Source organism: Pseudomonas sp. P9_31 (assembly GCF_034008235.1).
Classification (GTDB): domain Bacteria; phylum Pseudomonadota; class Gammaproteobacteria; order Pseudomonadales; family Pseudomonadaceae; genus Aquipseudomonas.
Genome location: NZ_CP125375.1, coordinates 2738231 through 2758403 on the forward strand (window position 1 = coordinate 2738231; position 20173 = coordinate 2758403).

The 20173-nt window shown below is 62.8% G+C and carries 3 protein-coding genes (1 of these 3 only partly in view); all 3 read left to right on the forward strand.

All coding sequences use genetic code 11. The annotated features are described in order from the left end of the window. Positions 1–6284, forward strand: the 3' portion of a protein-coding gene (locus QMK51_RS12050) for an SDR family NAD(P)-dependent oxidoreductase (RefSeq protein ID WP_320394173.1). It extends 5776 nt beyond the left edge of the window; 6284 of the gene's 12060 nt are visible here — the last part of the coding sequence; the start codon falls outside the window, past its left edge; its stop codon occupies positions 6282–6284. Next, positions 6281–7690 carry a cytochrome P450 gene (locus QMK51_RS12055; protein WP_320394174.1) on the forward strand — a complete coding sequence of 470 codons (1410 nt, stop codon included), beginning with the start codon at positions 6281–6283 and terminating at the stop codon, positions 7688–7690. Before QMK51_RS12050 ends, QMK51_RS12055 begins: the two co-directional genes overlap by 4 nt. Positions 7691–7755: 65 nt before the next feature. Continuing rightward, a complete protein-coding gene (locus tag QMK51_RS12060) occupies positions 7756–20100 on the forward strand; it encodes an SDR family NAD(P)-dependent oxidoreductase (RefSeq protein ID WP_320394175.1) in 12345 nt (4114 codons plus the stop codon). The last annotated feature ends 73 nt before the right edge of the window (positions 20101–20173 follow it).

Consider the following 20173-nt stretch of genomic DNA (forward strand, 5'->3'; position numbering starts at 1 on the left):
TGCCGCGCCGGGCGGGCGTCAGCTCGTTCGGTTTTGGCGGCGCGAATGCGCATATTCTGCTGGAGGAATATTGCGCGCCACAGCAAGCTCGCAACGAAGCGACTTCAGGCGTACGAGCGTTTCTGCTGTCGGCCAAAAACCCGGAACGGCTGCGTGAGTCTGCCCGTCGCCTGGCAGATTTCATCGCCACCGCGCCAGCGCAAGACCCGCGCTACCTCGATGATCTGGCGTATACGCTGCAAGTGGGCCGCGATGTGATGCAGGAGCGGGTGGCGCTGTTGAGCGATTCCCTGGGCGATCTGCAACGCCAGCTCAGCGACTTCGCGGCGACCGGCAAGGCGCTCTATCGCGGCACCAGCGAAGGCGATAATCCGGCACTGGCGCTGTTTCGTCAGGACGAGGACATGGCCGCCGCGCTGGCGGCCTGGATCGACAAACGCAAGTACCACAAGTTACTGGGGTTGTGGGCGCAGGGCCTGATGATCGACTGGCGTCAGTTCTACCGTGACGCTCGGCCGATGCGCCGCCTCAGCCTGCCGGGTTATCCCTTTGCCGAGGAGCGCTACTGGGTCACGGACCTAGCCACCAGCCAGGTGGCCAGCCGCGTTCAAGGTGGCGTGTGGCTGCACCCGATGCTCGAACGCAATACCTCGGATTTTTATCAGCAACGTTTCAGCAGCCGTTGGCAGGGCGACGAGAGTTGGTTTGCCGAGCATCAGGTCGACAGCCGCAACACCATGCCCGGCGTCGGTTATCTGGAAATGGCCCGGGCGGCGATTGCCCGGTCGCTGGATGCGCAGGTACTGGATGCCGGCTTGCTGCAATTGAAGAACATCGTCTGGCTCACGCCTTACACGCCGACGCCGCAGCACAACGAACTGCGTATCGAATTGACGCTGGAACAGCAGAAGGTCGACTTCAGGATTTACTCGCAAGCTGACGGTGTAGCGCTGGAGCACTGCAAGGGCAGTGCGCAGGTGATCCCGGCAGGCCATGTGCAACCGCTGGATCTCGACACTCTCTGCGCCGCGCCCTGGCAGCGCAGCCTTGAAGCGGCCGAGCTGTATCCGCTGTTTGAAGCGATGGGCATCCACTACGGTCCCGGCCATCGCGGTGTTTCGCGTCTGTGGCTGGGTGAGGGCCGGGTATTGGCCCGGCTTGAACTGGCGCCGGGGTTGTTTGAGGGTGATTGGGTGCTGCATCCGGGCATGCTCGATTCCGCCGTGCAGGCTTCGATTGGCCTGCTGCAAAACCGCGACGGGACTGGCGAGACGCTGTTGCCCTTTGCCCTTGAGCAACTGAACGTCTTCGGGCGTTGCCAGCCGCAGATGTGGGCACTGATCAGCGTCGATGGGCGCAATGCGGGTAGCGCGGTGCAACGGATCGATATCGATCTGTGCGATGAGCACGGGCAGATTGCCGTGGCGTTACGCGGGTTCAGCTCGCGGCCCATTCGGACCGGGCGTGAACGTCCCACCGATCAGTTGCTGCCGGCGGGCCTGAGCCTGCTGGCGCCTCAATGGGTTATCGCCGATAGCCCGTCGATGTCAGCGAAAGCGTTGCCCACGTTGGCCATTGGCGCATCCAGTGAGCGCCATGACTGGCTGGCCGGGTTACATCCACAGATCGAGTTTCTTCCGTCGCCGTCATCCACTATCGATGGGATCGCCGCCCAGTTGTCGGCCTGCGCACCGTTCCAACGCCTGATCTGGCTGGCGCCAGCGGAGCACAGCACGCTGATGCTGTTCCGCATGATCAAGGCGCTGTTGCAGCTGGGTTTGGCCCAACAAGCGTTGCACCTGCAACTGATCTTCACTGCCAGCATTTCCCTGCGTCCCGACGAACCGTTGGTGCCGGAGCAGGGGGCTTGTCATGGCCTGGCCGGGTCGTTGGCCAAGGAACAGGAGCAATGGCGGGTTGAGCTGATCGATCTGCCAGCGGACGGCCAACCGCTGCCACAGACAATGCCCGAGCCAACATTGCCCGCTGAATGCCTGGCCTGGCGTCAGGGTGAATGGTTTCGCCAACGCTTGTTGCCGCTGGCCGAGGGTGTGCCAACAGACGCTGGCGCTGTGCATTACCGCGAGGGCGGCGTGTACGTGGTGATCGGCGGCGCCGGTGGTATTGGCGAAGTGTGGACTCGCCATCTGATCAGCCATTGGCGTGCGCAAGTGGTCTGGCTGGGCCGCCGCGTTGCTGACGATCAGATCAATCAAAAACTCGCGACGTTGGCGCAGTTTGCCCGCCAACACAATGCGGCGGCGCCGCTGTATCTCCAGGCCGACGCTACCGATGCCGGGCAACTGACATGGGCCAGGCAGCAAGTGCTCGAGACCTGCGGGCCGATCAATGGCTGGGTGCATTCGGCGCTGGTTCTGAATGATGCGCGGCTTGCGCAGATGGACGAGGCGCAGTTCAGCGCCGCGTTCGACGCCAAGCGCCTGACCAGTCTCGCCATGGCCCAGGTCTGTACGGCGGCGGACAACCCGGCGCTGGACTTCGTGCTGTTTTTCTCCTCCATGATTGCCTTCAGCCGAGCCGCCGGCCAGGGCAACTACGCCGCTGGCTGCGCCTTTGCCGACGCCTTTGCCGCGCAGCTCGGTCAGCACGGTCCATGCCCGGTCAAGGTCATCAACTGGGGCTATTGGGGCTCGGTGGGCGTGGTTGCCGATGCGGGTTACCGGGCGCGGATGGCGGCGCAGGGCCTGGGCTCGATTGAACCGCAAGAGGGCATGGCGGCGCTGGACCGGTTGCTGGCCAGTCCCTTGCCGCAGTTGGGGCTGATCAAGTTGCTGGAGCCGATGGCCATCGCCGGCATCGACAGCGGCTGGCGAATCGATTGCTACCCGGCGCAGGAATCACTGGCGTCCGATGACTGGGCGCAGGTCGTCCGGCACTGCGCTCCGGCGCCGCAACATCACCCGGCGGCCAACGAGATGAACCGGCTGTTGCTGGCGCAGACCTTCGCCTGCCTCGGTGAACTGGCTGCTGGCGGACCGCTGACCGAGCAACGGATCGCCGCCGAGCCGGCCGTGGCGGCCAATCTGCAAGCCCATCCGTTCTACCGTCGCTGGCTGCGTGAAAGCCTGCGCTTGTTGACTGAGAATGCTGATATCGACGCACACGGCCAGTTGTTGTCGGCCCTGCCTGAGCCGGCAACGCTCTGGTCGCAATGGCAACAGGCCAGCGAGCAGTGGCGCCGCGACGCCGATCTGCACGCTCAGTTGCAATTGGTGCAAACCTGCGCCCGTGCGCTGCCGGCGATCCTGCGCGGCGAGCAGCCGGCTACCGGGGTGATGTTCCCCGACGGTTCGATGGCGCTGGTGGAGGGCATCTACAAAAACAACCGGGTCTGCGACTACTTCAACGCCGTGCTCGGCGAGGTGGTGGCCGATGTCGCTCGCCGTCAGGCGCAGAGCGGCAGGCCGTTGCGGATTCTGGAAATCGGCGCTGGCACGGGCGGCACCACCGCCGGGCTGATCGACACGCTGCGCCCGTGGCAACAAGGGATCGTTGAATACTGCTACACCGACGTGTCCCAGGCGTTCCTGCGCCATGCCGAAACGCATTTCGCGCCCCAGGCGCCTTACCTGCGCACGGCGATTTTCGATGTCGGCCAACCCTGCGCCGAGCAGGGCATCAGCCTGCAACACTATGACTTGGTGATCGCCACCAACGTGCTGCACGCAACGCCGGACCTGCGGCGCACGCTGCAAAACGCCAAGACCGCGCTGCGCCAGGGCGGCCTGCTGTTGCTCAATGAAATCAGCGACCGTTCGATGTTCACCCACCTGACCTTCGGCCTGCTCGAAGGCTGGTGGTTGCATAACGACACGCCGCTGCGCATTCCCGGATGCCCCGGTCTGTATCCCGAGCGCTGGCGGCAACTGTTGCAGGCGCAGGGCTTTGACAGCATTGCCTTCCCGGCCTCGGCCAGTCATTCGTTGGGCCAGCAGATAGTCGTCGCCGCCAGCGATGGTGTGGTGTGCCTGCCGGCGCGGGCTGCTGCTGTCGCGGTGGTCGTCGAACCGCAGGCTCCACGTCCTGTTGTGAAAGCAGCGATCAATGAAGAAGTGCTGGCGGGGCAATGCCGGCAACTGATCACCGAGGTGCTGTCGAAGCTGTTGAACATGGCACCTGAGCGTTTGCAGCGCGACACTGCGTTCGATCGCTACGGCATCGATTCCATCTTGCAGATCAGCCTGATTCAGGCGCTGGAGAAAAGCACCGGCGAGCTGTCGCGCACCATTCTGTTCGAACACAACACCATCAATCAGCTGACGAATTACCTGCTGGCCGAACATCGGCCTGCGCTGACCAGCTATTTTGCACCCGTGCAGCAGGTTGAGCGGTCGGTGGCAGTGCAGTCGGTTGCGCCGCTCGCGGTCAGTCGTCACGCCCCGGTCAGGCCCGCGCCGCAACCGTCAGCCAGCGTTGAGGCGCAGGCAGCGAACCGCGACATCGCGATTATCGGGGTCAATGGCCGCTACCCGATGGCGGCTGATCTGGACGCCTTCTGGGACAACCTGCGCAACGGTCGCAACTGCGTCAGCGAGGCCGATGGTCAACGCTGGTCAATGGCCTCGAACGGCGATGAGCGCTACTACGGTGGCTTCCTCGAACAGGTCGAGGCCTTTGATCATGGCCTGTTCGGCATCGGAGACGCCGAGGTGCAGCACGTTTCGCCAGAGCTGCGGCAGATGCTCGAAGTGGCCTGGCTGACCTTCGAGAGTGCCGGTTACAACAGCGATGCGCTGGCCCGGTTCCAGCAGGGCGATACGGCGGCGGTCGGGGTGTTTATCGGTTCGATGTACAACCCGTCGCCGCTGCGCGAGAGCGATCCTGCGCATGCGGTGATCACGGCCAATGTCACCGACTGGCAGATCCCCAACCGGATTTCTCACTGCTTCGATCTCAAGGGCCCGAGCCTGGCGGTCAACACGGCGTGCGCCAGTTCGATGTCGGCGATCCACTTGGCCTGCCAGAGCATTTTGGCCGGCGACTGTGCGATGGCGATGGCTGGCGGCGTCAATCTGATCCTCGATCCGTCCCGATACCAGACCCTCAAACTGGCCAGTTTCCTCGGCAGTTCGGACCTGAGCCGCGGCTTCGGCCAGAGCGACGGCATGCTGCCGGGTGAAGGCGCCGGCGCCGTGCTGCTCAAACCATTGGCGGCGGCAGTGGCCGATGGCGACCGGATCTACGGGGTGATCAAGAGCTCCAGTGTTAATCATGGCGGCGGCAAACTGATGTACTCGGCGCCCAACACCCGCCAGCAAACCCGCTTGATCGCCGAGACCATCAAGCGCGCAGGCCTGCAACCCGCGCAGATCAACTACGTTGAAGCGGCGGCCAACGGCTCGGAACTCGGCGACCCGATTGAAGTGGCCGCGTTGAAAAAGGTCTTCGGTGAACTGCCGCCCGGCAGCTGTGCGCTGGGCACGGTGAAGTCCAATATCGGTCACCTTGAGGCGGCGTCGGGAATTTCCCAACTGACCAAAGTGTTGCTGCAACTGCAACATCAGCAGTTGGCGCCTTCGATCAATGCCGAACCGCTGAACCCGCATATTCGCCTGGAGGGCAGCGCCTTTTATTTGCAACAACACGCTTCGCCCTGGACGGCTGATGGCAACGGTCAGCCGCGCCGTTGCCTGATCAATTCTTTTGGGGCTGGCGGAACTTACGCCAGTCTGGTGGTCGAGGAGTATCAGGGGAGTCGGGCAACGTTCAGAAACACAGGCGGTGAGCAACTGTTGATTGTCGCCGCAGCCAGCCGGGGCAGCCTCTTGGCCTATCTGAAAAAACTCCAGACCTTAATCGATGCGAATTCGACTTTCGATCTGTCAGATCTGGCCTACAGTTTAGCCCTGCGTGAACACCGTCTGGCCCACCGCGCCGCGTTGGTGGTCGGCGACAAACAGCAACTGCGGGCACGCTTGCAATTGCTGTTGGCGGGCACACCAGATAGCGGCTGTTGGCTATCACCGGTTGATGGCATTGAAGAGGGCGAGCCTGGGACCGCGTCGGGGTCACTGATGCAAAGGGGCGAAGCCTGGAGTCGCGGTGCCGGGCTGGATATCCCGGCGCTGTACCCGAGCGGCGGCAATCGAATGGCGCTGCCCGGTTATGAGTTTGAGCATCCACTGGCGTCGCCGAAATCCGGCAGAACGCCACCCGCGTTGTTCTCCAGCGAACTGTATCGGCGCATCAGTTGCGGCGAGCTGGACGCCGCACAATTTGAACGACTGCTCACCACCTCAAGCAATGAACAGGGAACGTTATGAGCCAGATACAAGACACCGACACACCCACGCAAAGTGACGCAGTCGCCGGTCAACACGCGTACAAGGTCGCCCATCCGATTGCCGCCAACGTGAAAATGAAAGACGGTTTTCCGGTCATGCCTGGCAAAATTCCCTTGCTCGGTCATGTGCACAAGATCGGCAAGGATGCGCTCGGTGAATTGCGTCAGGCCGAGGCCACGTGCGGGCCGATCTTCTGGACCTACTTCGGCACCCAGTTGCCGGTACTCCAAATCCTCGACGAGGCCGGCCTGGCGATCCTGCAGAACAAATACACCGACAATTCGTTCCTGCGCGAACAGATGCCGGTGATTACCGGCGAGGCCATGAACGCGTTCGATGGCCCGCGCCACCGCAATGCGCGGCGCGCCAGTACCGATGCGTTTACCCCCAAGGGGCTGACCCGCGCCCAGGTCGGCCAGTTCATCGTGGAAACCATCGATCAACGGCTCAAGCACTGGAGCCGCGAGAACAAACTGGCGATTTTTCCGCAGACCAAGGACATCGCCCTCGAAGTGGTATTTCGCATTCTGGGCATTGAAACCCACGAGCTGGAAGTGTGGCGTCACCAGTACGAAGAGTTTTTCCTGGGCATGATTCCGTTGAAGGTCAACCTGCCCGGTTTCCCGGCCTGGCGCTGCCGCAAGGCGCGGGGCTGGCTGGAGCAGCGGGTGGCGCAGATTGTCGCCACCACACGGGCCAACAATGACCACGACAGTCTGGTCGGGGCGATGATCTTTGGCCGCGATGACCACGGTAACGGCATGTCCGAAGTTGAACTGGTGCACAACATCCTCGGTCTGGGCTTTGCCGGTTCGGAAACCACCGCCGCCGTGATGGCCTGGTCGGCGCTAATGCTGTCGCAGCATCCGCACGTCTGGCAGCAGTTGTGCGAGCAGGTCGCGGGCCTGGACAGCATGCCCGTTACCCACGAGGAACTGGTCAAACAGGTGCCGCTGGCCGAAGGGATATTCCGCGAAACCATGCGCCTCTATCCACCGGCACCGTTTGAAATGCGTAAGGTGCACACTGCGTTCGAATTGATGGGCCACACCATCCCGGCCGGGGTGATGGCCGGGGTCAGCCTGCTGCATGTTTCACGCAACCCCGAACGCTACCCCGATCCCGACAGCTGGCGGCCGGAACGCTGGCTGGGCCTGGACCGTGCGCTGAACCAGGTGGAAACCTGCCAGTTCGGCGGAGGTCCGCACGCGTGCCTCGGGCGACATGTCGCGGCGCTGGAAATCACCCTGTTTATCGCGATGCTGGCTCGTGAGCTGGGGCCCAAGGGCCTCACGCCACGGCTGGTGGGCAAGATGCCGCCGCCGGCCTATCTGCCATTTTTGCGGCCCTCGAACAAAGCCTTCCTCGACTTCAGCGGCGCCTGATCGGGCAGGGCGCACATCGTATTTCGGTATTGCAGCACTATCAGAACCAGGGATTGGAGAAAGCAGTGGACAGTAAAATCAGGGTTCTGCACGGCAAGATCCAACGGCAGGAAATCAGCATCGAACAAGCGGCGCTGGAATTCGAGAAGCTCAGGGTCGACGCTCGCCACGATGCCGCACCGCGTCTGATCGAGGCGCCCCCGGCCAGCGCCGGACTGATCGCTGCCGCTGTCTATCGCCATGACGAGCCGTGCCTGCGCGATCACCAGTTCAATCGCCAGCAGATCCTGTTGGGGCTGACCTATGCCAGCCTGGCGCTGGAGCACGGCCTGGGTCAACTCGCCGACGGCGAAGCGCTGCAACTGAAAAAACTGACGTTTGCCGCACCGATGGCCCTGGCCGAAGGCGAGCAGCTTGAAGTGGCGATCCGTGCCGCTCAGCCTGGCTTCGAGGCGGTATGCCGGCGCACGCCGCTGGCGCCCTGGCAAGTCGTGGCCAGTGGCGAATTGTCGGCGGTCGCTGTCGAACGCCAGCAAGTAGCACCTGCTGAACTCATGGCCGGGATGACGGCGGTGGAACTGGCATCGATCTACCAGATCAGCGAGCAGATCCACATTGGTGAGAGTTATCGCACGCTGCAAGCGCTCTACCAGCAAGCGGACCGCAGTCAGGCACTGTCACGGGTGTCGCTGAGCGATGCGCGCCAGTACGGTTTGCATCCATTGCTGATCAACAGCGCTTTCCTGACCATCGTCCCACTGCTGGCCGGGGAACAACTTGCCAGTCATTACATTCCCCTGGGCATCAAATCCCTGACGTTTCATCAGCGCCAGGCACCGGCAACCGGCTGGATCCATGCCCGTCTGGTGAAGAACTCCGGCGAACTGGTGTTGTTTGACGCCGAGCTGTATGGCGACGACGGCGCATTGATTGCCCAGTTCAATGGCTGCTCGTTGAAGCGGCTGCGCGGTGCCAGTCTGGTTGATCAGGCTGAGCCGCACGCCGTAGAGATTACCGGCAGCAGCGCTGCGCTCGAAGACTATTTGCTGGCCCAGTTGCACGCCATCGGCGCCAGTCAGGTCGGTAAAAAACAACGCCAGCGCAACCTGATGGACCTGGGGCTAGAGTCCATGCAACTGGTCAATCTGGCGCAGCGAATCGCCAGCGCAGCGCTGATCGAGCTCGAACCCACGGTGTTTTTTGAATACCCGAGCATCGCTGAACTGGCAACGTTTCTCTGGCAGGAGCACCGCATGGCGTTCAGCCCGTTGCTGGGCGAGCAGGGCAAGACGAGCGAGGTTGCCCCGGTGACTGAACCCGGCCTCACGACCGGCCCCATGACCGAGCTTAGGGCTGAACAGCCGCAGACTGATATCGCCATCATCGGCATGTACGGGCAGTTCGGCGAGGCCGCCGATCTGGATCAGTTCTGGCGCAACATCTGGCAAGACCTTGAACTGATCAAACAGGTGCCGGCGGACCACTGGGACATCGCGCCCTGGTTCGATGCCGATCCCGAGGCCAAAGACAAAACCTATTCACGCTGGGGCAGTTTCATCGACGACGTCGACAAATTCGACGCCGGCTTTTTCAACATGTCGCGCCGCGAAGCCCAGTGGATGGACCCGCAAGTGCGCCTGCTGCTGCAAAGCGCCTACAGCAGCGCCGAGAATGCCGGGGTGATCCAGCGCTTGCGCGGCAGCAATACCGGCGTGTTTATCGGTTCGTGCTTCAACGAGTACGTCGACAAGATCAGCGAACTCGGCCTGCCGATGGACCCGTACATCGCCACCGGCAGCGGCACCATCGCGGCCAACCGGATCTCATTCTGGTTCGACTTCAAAGGCCCGAGCCTGATGTTCAACACCGCCTGCTCGTCGTCGCTGGTCGCGTTGCACGCTGCCTGCGTGGCGTTGCGCAACGGCGAGTGCGGGATGGCCTTTGTCGGTGGCAGTAACTTGCTGCTGTCGTCCTGGCACTACCGCTATTTTTCGGCGATCCGCGCGCTGTCACCGACGGGGCGTTGCCACACCTTCGACGCCCGCGCCGACGGCTATGTGCCGGGTGAATGCGTGGCCACGCTGCTGCTCAAACCGCTGGCACAGGCACTGGCCGATGGCGACCCGATCCATGGTGTGATCAAGGGCTCGGCGGCGCTGCATGGCGGTTACACACCTTCGCTGACGGCGCCAAGTGTGGCAGGCGAGGAAAACGTGATCGTGCATGCCTGGCAGAACGCCGGGATCGATCCGCGCACCCTGAGCTACATAGAGGCCCACGGCACCGGCACCCGACTCGGCGATCCGATCGAGATCAATGCACTCAAACGCGCCTTTGCGCGCTATACCGACGACCGGGGCTTCTGCCATATCGGCTCGGTCAAGGCCAACATCGGTCACACCGAGGGTGCAGCGGGCATCGCCGGGGTGCTCAAAGTGTTGCAGCAGATGAAACACAGGAAACTGCCGGCGCTGGGGCATTTCAAGGAGCAGAACGCCCACATCAAGCTCGAAGACTCACCGTTGCTGATCGACACCGAGGGCCGTGACTGGCCGGAACAAGACACACCGCGACGAGCTGGAATCAGCTCCTTCGGTTTTTCCGGCACCAACGCCCATGCGGTGCTGGAGGAATATCGCGAGCAACGCGCGTTCGCCACGCATCAGGGCCAGCAGGTGCTGGTGCCGCTGTCCGCACGCAATGAACAACGTCTGCAAGAGCAGGTGCTGCGGTTGCTGGACCACCTGAAGCAACACACGCCGGACCTCGCCGCACTGGCGTACACCCTGCAAACCGGGCGGGAGGCGATGGCGGTGCGGGCGATTTTTACGGTCGACAGCCTTGAACAGTTGCAACACCAACTGCAAGCCTGGATCGCGGGCGAGCGCGGTGGCGTCGTTGCCGCGCCGGTCATGAGCGCCGAGCAGGCCCTGGCTGCCGCTGACCTGCGGCAACTGGCAGCGCTGTGGCTCGCGGGTGCTGACGATGAGGACACTATCGACTGGGCGCAGCTCTATAGCGCGAACCGGCATCCTGCACGCATCAGCCTGCCGTGTTATGCCTTTGCCAAGGAACGCCACTGGCTGGAAGCACCGACGATACCCGCCGTGGCAGAAGGCACGTTGCTCACGTACACCGAGCAATGGCTTTCGGTTGAGGAGCCGGTTGGGGGGACCGGGATCAAACGGGTGATCTGCCTGTTGACTGAGCCTCGTCTACGCCAACAACTGGCCCGCGAAATCCACGCTCTGAGCCCGCACACCGAGCTGGTCTTTATCGCTGCCGCTGACACCAATGGCCGCGACGAGGAGGGCCATTACCGCGTTGCGGCGCACGACCCGCAGCAGTTGCAGCAAGGACTGCAACAGGCGCTGTCCGCTCACGATGGTTTTCGGATTCTGTACTTGTGGGGCATGGATGATCGACGCTGGATCAGCGACAGCAGCCCAATAGTCGCCTTGCTCAAGGCCATGGCCGCCACCGCAACGCCCATCGACCGCTTGCTGCTCGCTGGGCGGGCGGGCGATGTGCTTGAACGCTGTCACCTTGAGTCCTGGATCGGCATCGAACGCTCGCTTGGCGCGGTGATGGATTGCCCTGTCGAAGTGGCCATCGACTGGCCGCACCGTGACGCCGACGACAGTCGCTGGCTGCGCCGTGTGTGGCTGCAACTCAGTGGCAAAGCGGCCGGTAGCAGGTTGTACCAGGACATGCTGAGCCTGCGGCCTGTCTTGACGCCGACCCTCGCCGAGCCCACCGTCGAGCCGCTGACGCTGGAGCAACTCAATACGCTGCTGATCACCGGTGGACTCGGCGAGCTGGGCTTGCTGCTGGCGAGCGAACTGTCGAACCAGGCCAGGCACCGCAGCAGCGGTCAACTGCATCTGCTGCTCAACGGTCGCTCGCCATTGTCGACGGCCACACAGGCGCGAATCGATGCGCTGAGCCATGAGCGTTGCAAGATTTTCCATGTGCAGGCCGATTGCGCCGACCGTATCGCGATGACGGCTGCATTGGCCGAGATACTGCCGCAAAGCGGGCCCATCGACGGCCTGATCCATGCCGCCGGCCTCAAGGCCAGCGGCAGTGTATTTGTCAGTTCGGCGGCTGATTTCAACGCGGTGCTCAACGCCAAGATCAAGGCCACGCAGGTGCTGGGCGAGGTGCTGTCGGCGCAACCGCTGGCATTGATCTGCCATTTCTCCTCAAGCTCGGCGTTGCTGGGGGATATGGGCGCATGCAGCTACGCAATGGCCAACCGTTTCCAGCAGGCCTATGCGCGTTATGTCCAGACCGGGCGCACGCGGCGGGTCGTGGCGATCAACTGGCCGCTGTGGCGTGACGGCGGCATGGCGGTGGGCGAGCGCGAGTCGACCGAGTTCTACCTCACGTCCAGCGGCCAGCGGATGCTGGAAAGCGCCGAAGGCCTGGCATTGCTGCGCCGGATTGTCAGCAGCGACGTCGAGCAGGTATTGGTGCTGGCCGGGCAACCGGCGCGGTTGCAGCAGATGGTCGCCGGGATCAATGAACCGACACCAAAAGCCACAGCTGAAACACCGTCAGTAAGTCCGGTACGCAACCCCGCGCACAGCCGTCCCGAACTCAAGGGTTTGAGCCTTGAGCAGTCGCTGCTGTGGGACCTGCGGGAGCTGGCGAGCCGACCGCTGAATGCCGAACGGCAGACGCTCGGCGAAGACACCAATCTGGCCGATTTCGGTTTCGACTCCATCAGCCTGGCGGAGTATGCCGGTCTGCTGAGCCGGCACTTGGGCCTGAAGTTGACCCCGGAAGTGTTTTTCAGCCATTCGACCCTGGCAAAACTCGCCGGGCATTTGCTGGCGCAGTATCGGCAAGCGGTTGAGGCCTGCTACTTGCGTACCGTGGCCAGCGCGCCTGAACCGGTACCCGTGGCAACTAGCACCATCACCTCAAGCCCGGACACCGACGCCATCGCGATCATCGGTATCAGTGGTCGCTTCCCCGGCGCCCGCACGCCCGATGAGCTGTGGCAACTGCTGGCCGAAGGCCGCGACCTGGTCGGCGAAATACCGGCTGAGCGTTACGACTGGCGCGAGCATTATGGCGACCCGCGTGAGAACCCGGCCAAGACCCGCTGCATCTGGATGGGCAGCGTGCCGGGGATCGACGAATTTGATCCGCTGTTTTTCGAGATTTCACCGCGTGAGGCAAAAAACCTCGATCCCCGACAGCGTCTGCTGTTGCAGGAGTCCTGGAACGCCCTGGAAGACGCCGGTATCGGCCCGCGTCAGTTGGCAGCGCAGCGGGTCGGCATGTTCGTCGGCGTCGAGGAGGGCGATTTCCAGCGACTGGCTGGTGAGGAGAGCCTGACCTCCAGCCATAACGGTATTCTGGCGTCGCGGCTGGCGTATTTTCTGAATCTCACCGGGCCGACCATGGCAATCAACACTGCTTGCTCGTCGGCGCTGGTGGCGCTGCATCAGGCGGCCTCCAGCCTGCGTAACCACGAATGCGAGTTGGTCATCGCCGCCGGCGTCAATCTGATCTTCTCGCCAGACGCCTTTATCGGCATGACCCAGGCCGGAATGCTGTCGCCGGATGGCAAATGCTTCACCTTCGATCACCGGGCCAACGGCATGGTGCCGGGCGAGGCAGTGTGCTGCGTGTTGCTCAAGCCGCTGTCCCGGGCCGAGGCCGATGGCGACCACATCTACGGGGTTCTGCGCGCCAGCGGCATCAACTACGACGGCAAGACCAACGGCATCACCGCGCCCAGCGGCGTTTCCCAGCAACGCCTGCTGGAAGACGTTTATCGCCGCGCCGGAATCGACACCCAGGCGGTGGACTACATCGTCACCCACGGCACTGGCACCCAACTGGGTGATCCGGTAGAAATCAACGCCCTCAACGATGCGTTCCGGGGCAATACGGCGGGCCATTGCGCGCTGACCTCGACCAAGACCAACCTGGGCCATACTTTTGCCGCCTCGGGGCTGGTCAGCGTCATCAGCCTGTTGCAGGCGTTGCGCCACGAAACCATTCCGGCCAGCCTGCATTGCGAGCAGGAAAACGACTATATCCAGTGGCAACAGAGCCCGTTCTACGTCAACAAGGCCAACAAGGCCTGGCCGCAGGCAGGACGCGATCGTGAGCGGATCGGCGCGGTCAGTGCATTCGGCATGAGCGGCACCAACGTCCACGTCGTCTTGCAAAGCTACAGCCCACAGCACGATGACGCGGCGCTACGGCGACCTTGCTACCTGCTGGTGCTCTCGGCCAAAACCGCCGAAGCCTTGCAGGAAAAAGCCGCGCAATTGAACGTGGCGCTGGAGCAGGGCGGTTACCTTGATCAGCAGTTGCCGTCGATCAGCCATACGTTGCTCGAAGGCCGGCACCACTTCCGTTATCGCCTGGCCTTGGTGGCGGCGGACCTGGAAGAAGCGCGCTACGGCCTGCAACGTTATCTAGCCGGCGAAAAACGGCCCAACCTGTTTGGCGGCGAAGTCGAGCGCGAATTTGCCCCGCGAAAAACCGTTGCGCGTTATATCGAGCAGTTGCTGGACGACAGCCTCAGTGCCGATGAAAACGAGCTGCGCGAGCTGTTGTCAGGGCTGGCGGACTGTTATCGCCAAGGCTATGACATCGACGGTCGGCGGCTGTTTGTGGCGACGCCGCCGCGTGTATCGCTGCCGGGTTATCCGTTTGCCCGCGAGCGTTATTGGCCCGAAGTTCGTCAGCGCTCACAGCCCGATGCTGGCTCGGGTGTGGCGCGACTGCACCCGTTGCTGCATCGCAATATCTCGACCTTGGCACGTCAGTGTTTTGTCAGCCGCTTCAGCGGTCGCGAGACGTTTCTGGCCGATCACCGGATCGGCGAGCAGTTGATTTTCCCCGGCGCCGCTTATCTGGAAATGGCTCGCGAAGCGATTGTCCGGGCCAGTGAACTGCCAGTGCAGCACATCACGTTGCGCAACATGGTCTGGTTGCGGCCACTGGCCTTTGCGGTGGCCGGCGATACTCGCGAGGTCGAGCTGTTCTGTGAGTTGACGCCCAGCGCCGGTGACAGCCTGTCCTTCAGGATTTACAGCTTTGATGGCACTGCGCAGCAACTGCACGCCCAAGGCGACGCGCTGCTGGCAACCGTTGCCGCCGCCACGCCGCCAGCGCTAGAGCTGGCGCAACTGGCGGCTGCCTGCAACCTCGGCGAGCGCAGCCATGAGGCGCTGTATCGCGACTTCGATGCCATTGGCGTGCATTACGGCAAAAGCTTTCGCGCGGCCGGGCAGATCCACATCGGTCGTGACCGGGTACTAGGCCAGTTGTCCGGCGCAGCGCTTGATCCGAAGATGGACGGCGTACTGCTGCCTCCGGGCATCCTTGACAGCGCGCTGCACATCGCCGCCTCGCTGGGCAGCGGGCAACAGGCTGCTGCCGAACCGGCGCTGCCGTTTGCCCTGGAAAGCCTGCGCCTGTATGGCTCGGTCGAACAATCGCTGCGCCTCGGGCCGCTGACGGTAATCGCGACTCGACGTGCAATGCCAGACGGCGCGGCAATCGAGAAAATCGATCTGCAGATCTGCAACCACGCTGGCGAATGCCTGCTGCAACTGGAGGGCTTCAGCTCGCGCCGGACCGGCGCTGAACAGACACCGGCCCAGGTCACGCCGCAGCCCGGCGAAGCCCTTGGTCGCCTGATCCGCACCCCGTTCTGGCAGCCCCTCGACAGTCCCGGCGAAGCGCTGCCGGCTGATGTTCGGCCACACCTGTTGCTGTTGGGACTGCCGGATGCGGTGGTGGCCGAGTTGCGTCGGCAGTTCGGCGGCCAGGTCAGCGTCTTGCCCGGTGCGCCGGGCGAAACCAGTGCAGCGATTTACCAGACGGCGGCGCTGGCGCTGCTCAAGTCCTTGCAGCAACGGGACGCCAAGGCGGGCGACTACCTGCAACTGTATGTCGGCCAAGGCCAGGATGACCTGCGCCTCAGTGCACTGGATGCGTTGCTGAGTACCGCGATGATTGAAAACTGCGAGTTGAAGGTCCGACTGGTGGCGGTGGACCCTGACATGGGCGACACGGCGATGAGTCTCGTGATCGCCGAGCAGAGCCGCTTCCATTGTCAGCAACGGGTGCGGATCTTCGCCAATGGCAGCCTCTACGGCAGTCAGTGGCGCGAGCTGGCCGCAGAATCGGCGCCACACCCTGAGCCGGGTCCATTTCGCGATGCCGGTGTCTATGCGATCACGGGCGGTGCCGGCGGTCTCGGTCTGATCTTCGCTGAACAGATCGCCAGCAGTTGCCGCAACCCCGTGCTGTACCTGGCGGGACGCTCGGTCCTGAGCGCGCCTGCGCAACAAAAGTTCGAGCAACTGGAAGCGCTCGGCGCCCGTGTGCTTTACCAGCCACTGGATGTCAGCGACACAGCGGCGGTCAGGCAGTGGATTGACGGCATTTATGCCGAGCAGGGCGAACTGCACGGGGTGATCCACAGCGCCGGGGTGATCCGCGACAGCCTGATCATCCACAAGTCCGCCAGTGACTTCGAACAGGTGCTGGCGGCGAAAGTCGCCGGTATCGAGGCGCTGGATCGGGCCATCGGCGAGCGGCCACTGGATTTTCTGCTGTGCTGTTCGTCCCAGGCGGCTCTGGGCAATCTGGGGCAGGCGGACTATGCCTGCGCCAATGCCTGGATGGACGCGTTCATGCACTACCGGCAGAACCTTGCTGCCGACGGCAAACGCAAGGGGCGCTCGCTGAGCATCAACTGGCCGCTGTGGCGCGGCGGCGGCATGCGCCTGGCGCCGGTGATCGAGCAGCAGATGCGCGAGCAGTTCGGCATCGTGCCCATGCCGCTGGAAGAAGGTATCGACAGCTTGCGGCAACTGTTGACGCACTCGGTCAGCGCGCAGGCCTGGGTGGTGTATGGCGAGTCATCGCGGCTGGCGAGCATTGGCCAGACAACGCCTGCTCGACCTGCGGCAAAACCAGCGTCGCAACAGGCAAGCGCAACGACGAGCCTCAGCGACAGTGAACTGCGAAAGCACATCGAAACCTTTGTCACCCGGATCATCGCCAAGGTCACCCAGATCGACGCAGCGAAAATCCATCCGGCGGAAAAATTCGAGGCCTATGGCTTTGATTCGATCATGGCGGTGGGCGTGACCAATGAGCTGGAAAAACACCTCGGCTCGCTGCCCAAGACCCTGCTGTTCGAGCACGTCAACATTGCCGGCATGGTCGATCATTTCGCGGTGAAATATCGCGACCGGTTTGCCGCGATGTTCGGTGGTGATGAGCCGCAGGCGGCGCCTGCGCCGGTCGTCCAGGCGCCTTCAAGTGAGCCGGTATTCAATCGTTTCGCACCTGTCACGCCTGCCTCCACTGAGCAGGTCGAAGACAGCGACCTGGCGCAATACGTCGCCGTGATCGGCCTGGGCGGTTATTACCCCGGCGCGGACAACATGGACCAGCTGTGGCAGAACCTCGCCAACGGCGTCGACAGCATGAGCGAGTTCCCTGCCGAGCGCTGGGACCACAGCAAGCTCTACTACAAGAACCGTGACGTGCTGGGCAAGACCACCTGCATCAACGGCTCCTTCATCAAGGACGTGGACAAGTTCGACTACAGCTATTTCAAGATGCCCAAGGTCTATGCCGATCACATGTCGCCGGAAGTCAGGCTGTTTCTTCAAGCGGCGGTGCATACCTTCGAAGACGCCGGCTATTCGCGTGAAACCCTGCAAAGCCGTTATGGCGGCAACGTCGGCGTGTTGCTGGGCGCCATGACCAACGACTATCACTACTACGGCTTCGAGCACAATTTGTCCGGTGGCGCCATCGCCTCCGGTTCGGGCATGGCCACCATCCCGATGACCGTGTCTTATTTCTACGGCCTGACCGGGCCGAGCCTGTTTATCGACACCATGTGCTCGTCGTCCTCGACCTGCATCCACACCGCGTTCCAGATGCTGCGTCACGACGAGACCATGATGGTGCTGGCCGGCGGCCTGAACCTGATGTACCACCCCTATACGGCGGTCAATACCTCACAGGGCAACTTCACCTCGATCACCTCCGAGTCGGTCAACAGCTATGGGGTGGGCGCCGACGGCACGGTGATCGGCGAAGGGGTCGGGGCGGTGCTGCTCAAGCGCCTGGACCGGGCGATTGCCGATCGCGATCAGATCTACGGCGTGATCAAGGGCTCGGCCATCACCAATGCCGGTGAACGCAACGGTTTCAACGTGCCCAACCCGGACCTGCAAACCCTGGCAATCCGTCAGGCGATGGAGCAGGCCAAGGTGCACCCGTCGTCGATTTCCTATGTCGAAGGGCATGGTTCGGGCACGCGGCTGGGGGATCCGATCGAAGTACTGGGGCTCAATAACGCGTTCAGCCGCGACACCGACGACAAGCAGTTCTGTTACCTCGGCTCGATCAAGTCGAACATCGGCCACCTGTTGGCCGCATCGGGCGTGGCCGGGCTGACCAAGACCCTGTTGCAACTCAAGCACGGGCAGATTGCGCCGTCGATCCATTCGGGCCTGCTCAATCAGGACATCGACTTCGCCGATACGCCGTTCATGGTGCCGCAGCAGTTGACGCAATGGCGGCGCCCGGAGCGCGTGATCAACGGCGAAAAACAACAGTTTCCACGCCGGGCCGGACTCACCTCGATTGCCGCCGGCGGCATGAACGCGCATATGATCGTCGAGGAATATCCGCAGTCAGCAGACAGCGCCGGGCAGATTGCCGACGAGCGTCTGGCGTTTGTGTTCTCGGTGCACAAGCTCTCGGTGCTGGTGGAAAACCTGACCTGCTTCAGGGACTGGCTGGCGAGCAGCGAGGCGTCGCTGGCGCAGATCGCCTATACGCTGCAGGTCGGCAAGAACAACCTGCGCAACCGCTTGGTCATCCGCTGCGACAGCCGACAGGCGCTGCTGGACACGCTGACCGCCTGTATCGACGGGCGGTATGGCAGCACGACGTTCTACCGCTTTCAGGAAACCGATGCGGCGCAGTTGCCAGACACGGACGGCCCATTGGCGCCGCTGCTGAGCCAGTGGCTGAGCGGCGACAATAATGTCGATTGGGCAGGCCTGTATGGCCAGCAGCCGCAGCGCATCAGCCTGCCGGTCTACGCCTTCGAAAAGAACCGCTGCTGGTACACCGAGCCGGGCTACGAGTCGGCAATCATCAATCCACTGTCATTCACCCGAAAACTGCACCCACTGGTGGCCGAGAACTGCTCGACAACCCAATCGGGCGCGCTGTTTCGCACCGACTTCGTCCCGGCGCAATTGCTTGATTACGTTTACCGGGCGCCAGAGGGGCAGCGTATCAGCGCCTTCAACTTTGCCGACGTCGCGCTGGCGATGCCGGCGCTGGTGTCGCGGTTTGACGGGTGCACGCTGTCGGTGTCCTGCGCGTTCGAGCACTTTATCGCCGACTGGGCGACGGTCAGCGGGCTGGCGTACCGCTTGCTGGAAATTGACGAAGGGCAGCTGGAGCTGGAGTTCGATGTGCGGCGTCAGGGCGAGCAGTCGGTCAACCTGGGCTTTGCCCTGATCAACCCGTTGACCGGCAACGAACCGGCACTGGCGCAGTCGTTGCTGGACGCGGCCAGTGAGCTGTTGAATGGCCGGTCGGGGCACAGGGGGGCCGCCGATGTCAGCCAGCGACTGGCGCAGGCCGGTTACGATTTTTCGCCGTACCTCGACAACCAGGGCGAGTTGGTCATCAGCCGCAGCGGCCTGTTGCTGGAAGGCCGGCCACCGGTCAATCGGCACAATCACCATGCCGACACTCTTCAACTGTCGCCGTATCTGGCGACCACCCTCGACAAGGCGTTTTACCTGTTGCTCGAAGAGCTGGGGCTGCCGCAAGGCCGGGTCATCGTGCGCAATATCGAGCAGCTGTGTTGCTACGAGCAGCCTGCTGGCCAGTTCTCGGTGATCCTGACGCAGATCGGACTCAACGCTGATGCACTGGCGTTCAGCGTGCTGGTGCTGGATGAGCAGGCGCGGATTTGCCTCAAGGCTGATCGGGTCAGCCTGCATCTTGGCGCGCAGGAACTGGTCAATATCCGCCACGATCACCAGTGGCTGGCAGGGACCGTTGCAGCAGTCGTTCGGCCATTTTCTGAGCCGACGACGCAGCCTGTCAGCACCCGTTTGCCAGCGCAGGACGGTGATGGCGAATCCGCCCTCGGCGAGCGGATTCTCGCGTTTATCCAGCAAGAGTTGCAGCACAAACTGGGGTTTGCGCCGCAGGAGATTGGCGAGTCGGCGCAGGTTCATGATCTGGGGCTGGACTCGATCATGGTGGTGCAACTGACGGACAGCGTGAACAAACGCTTCGGCACCAAACTGATGCCAGACCTGTTTTATGAAAAGCAGCAACTGGGCGAGCTGGCGGCAAAGCTGCAAGCCGTCTAGAAACCATTCAATTGATCTGAAGAGTTGACCCGGCAGGCGATGCCGCCGGGTAAACCAGGACGGTAAGGGCATT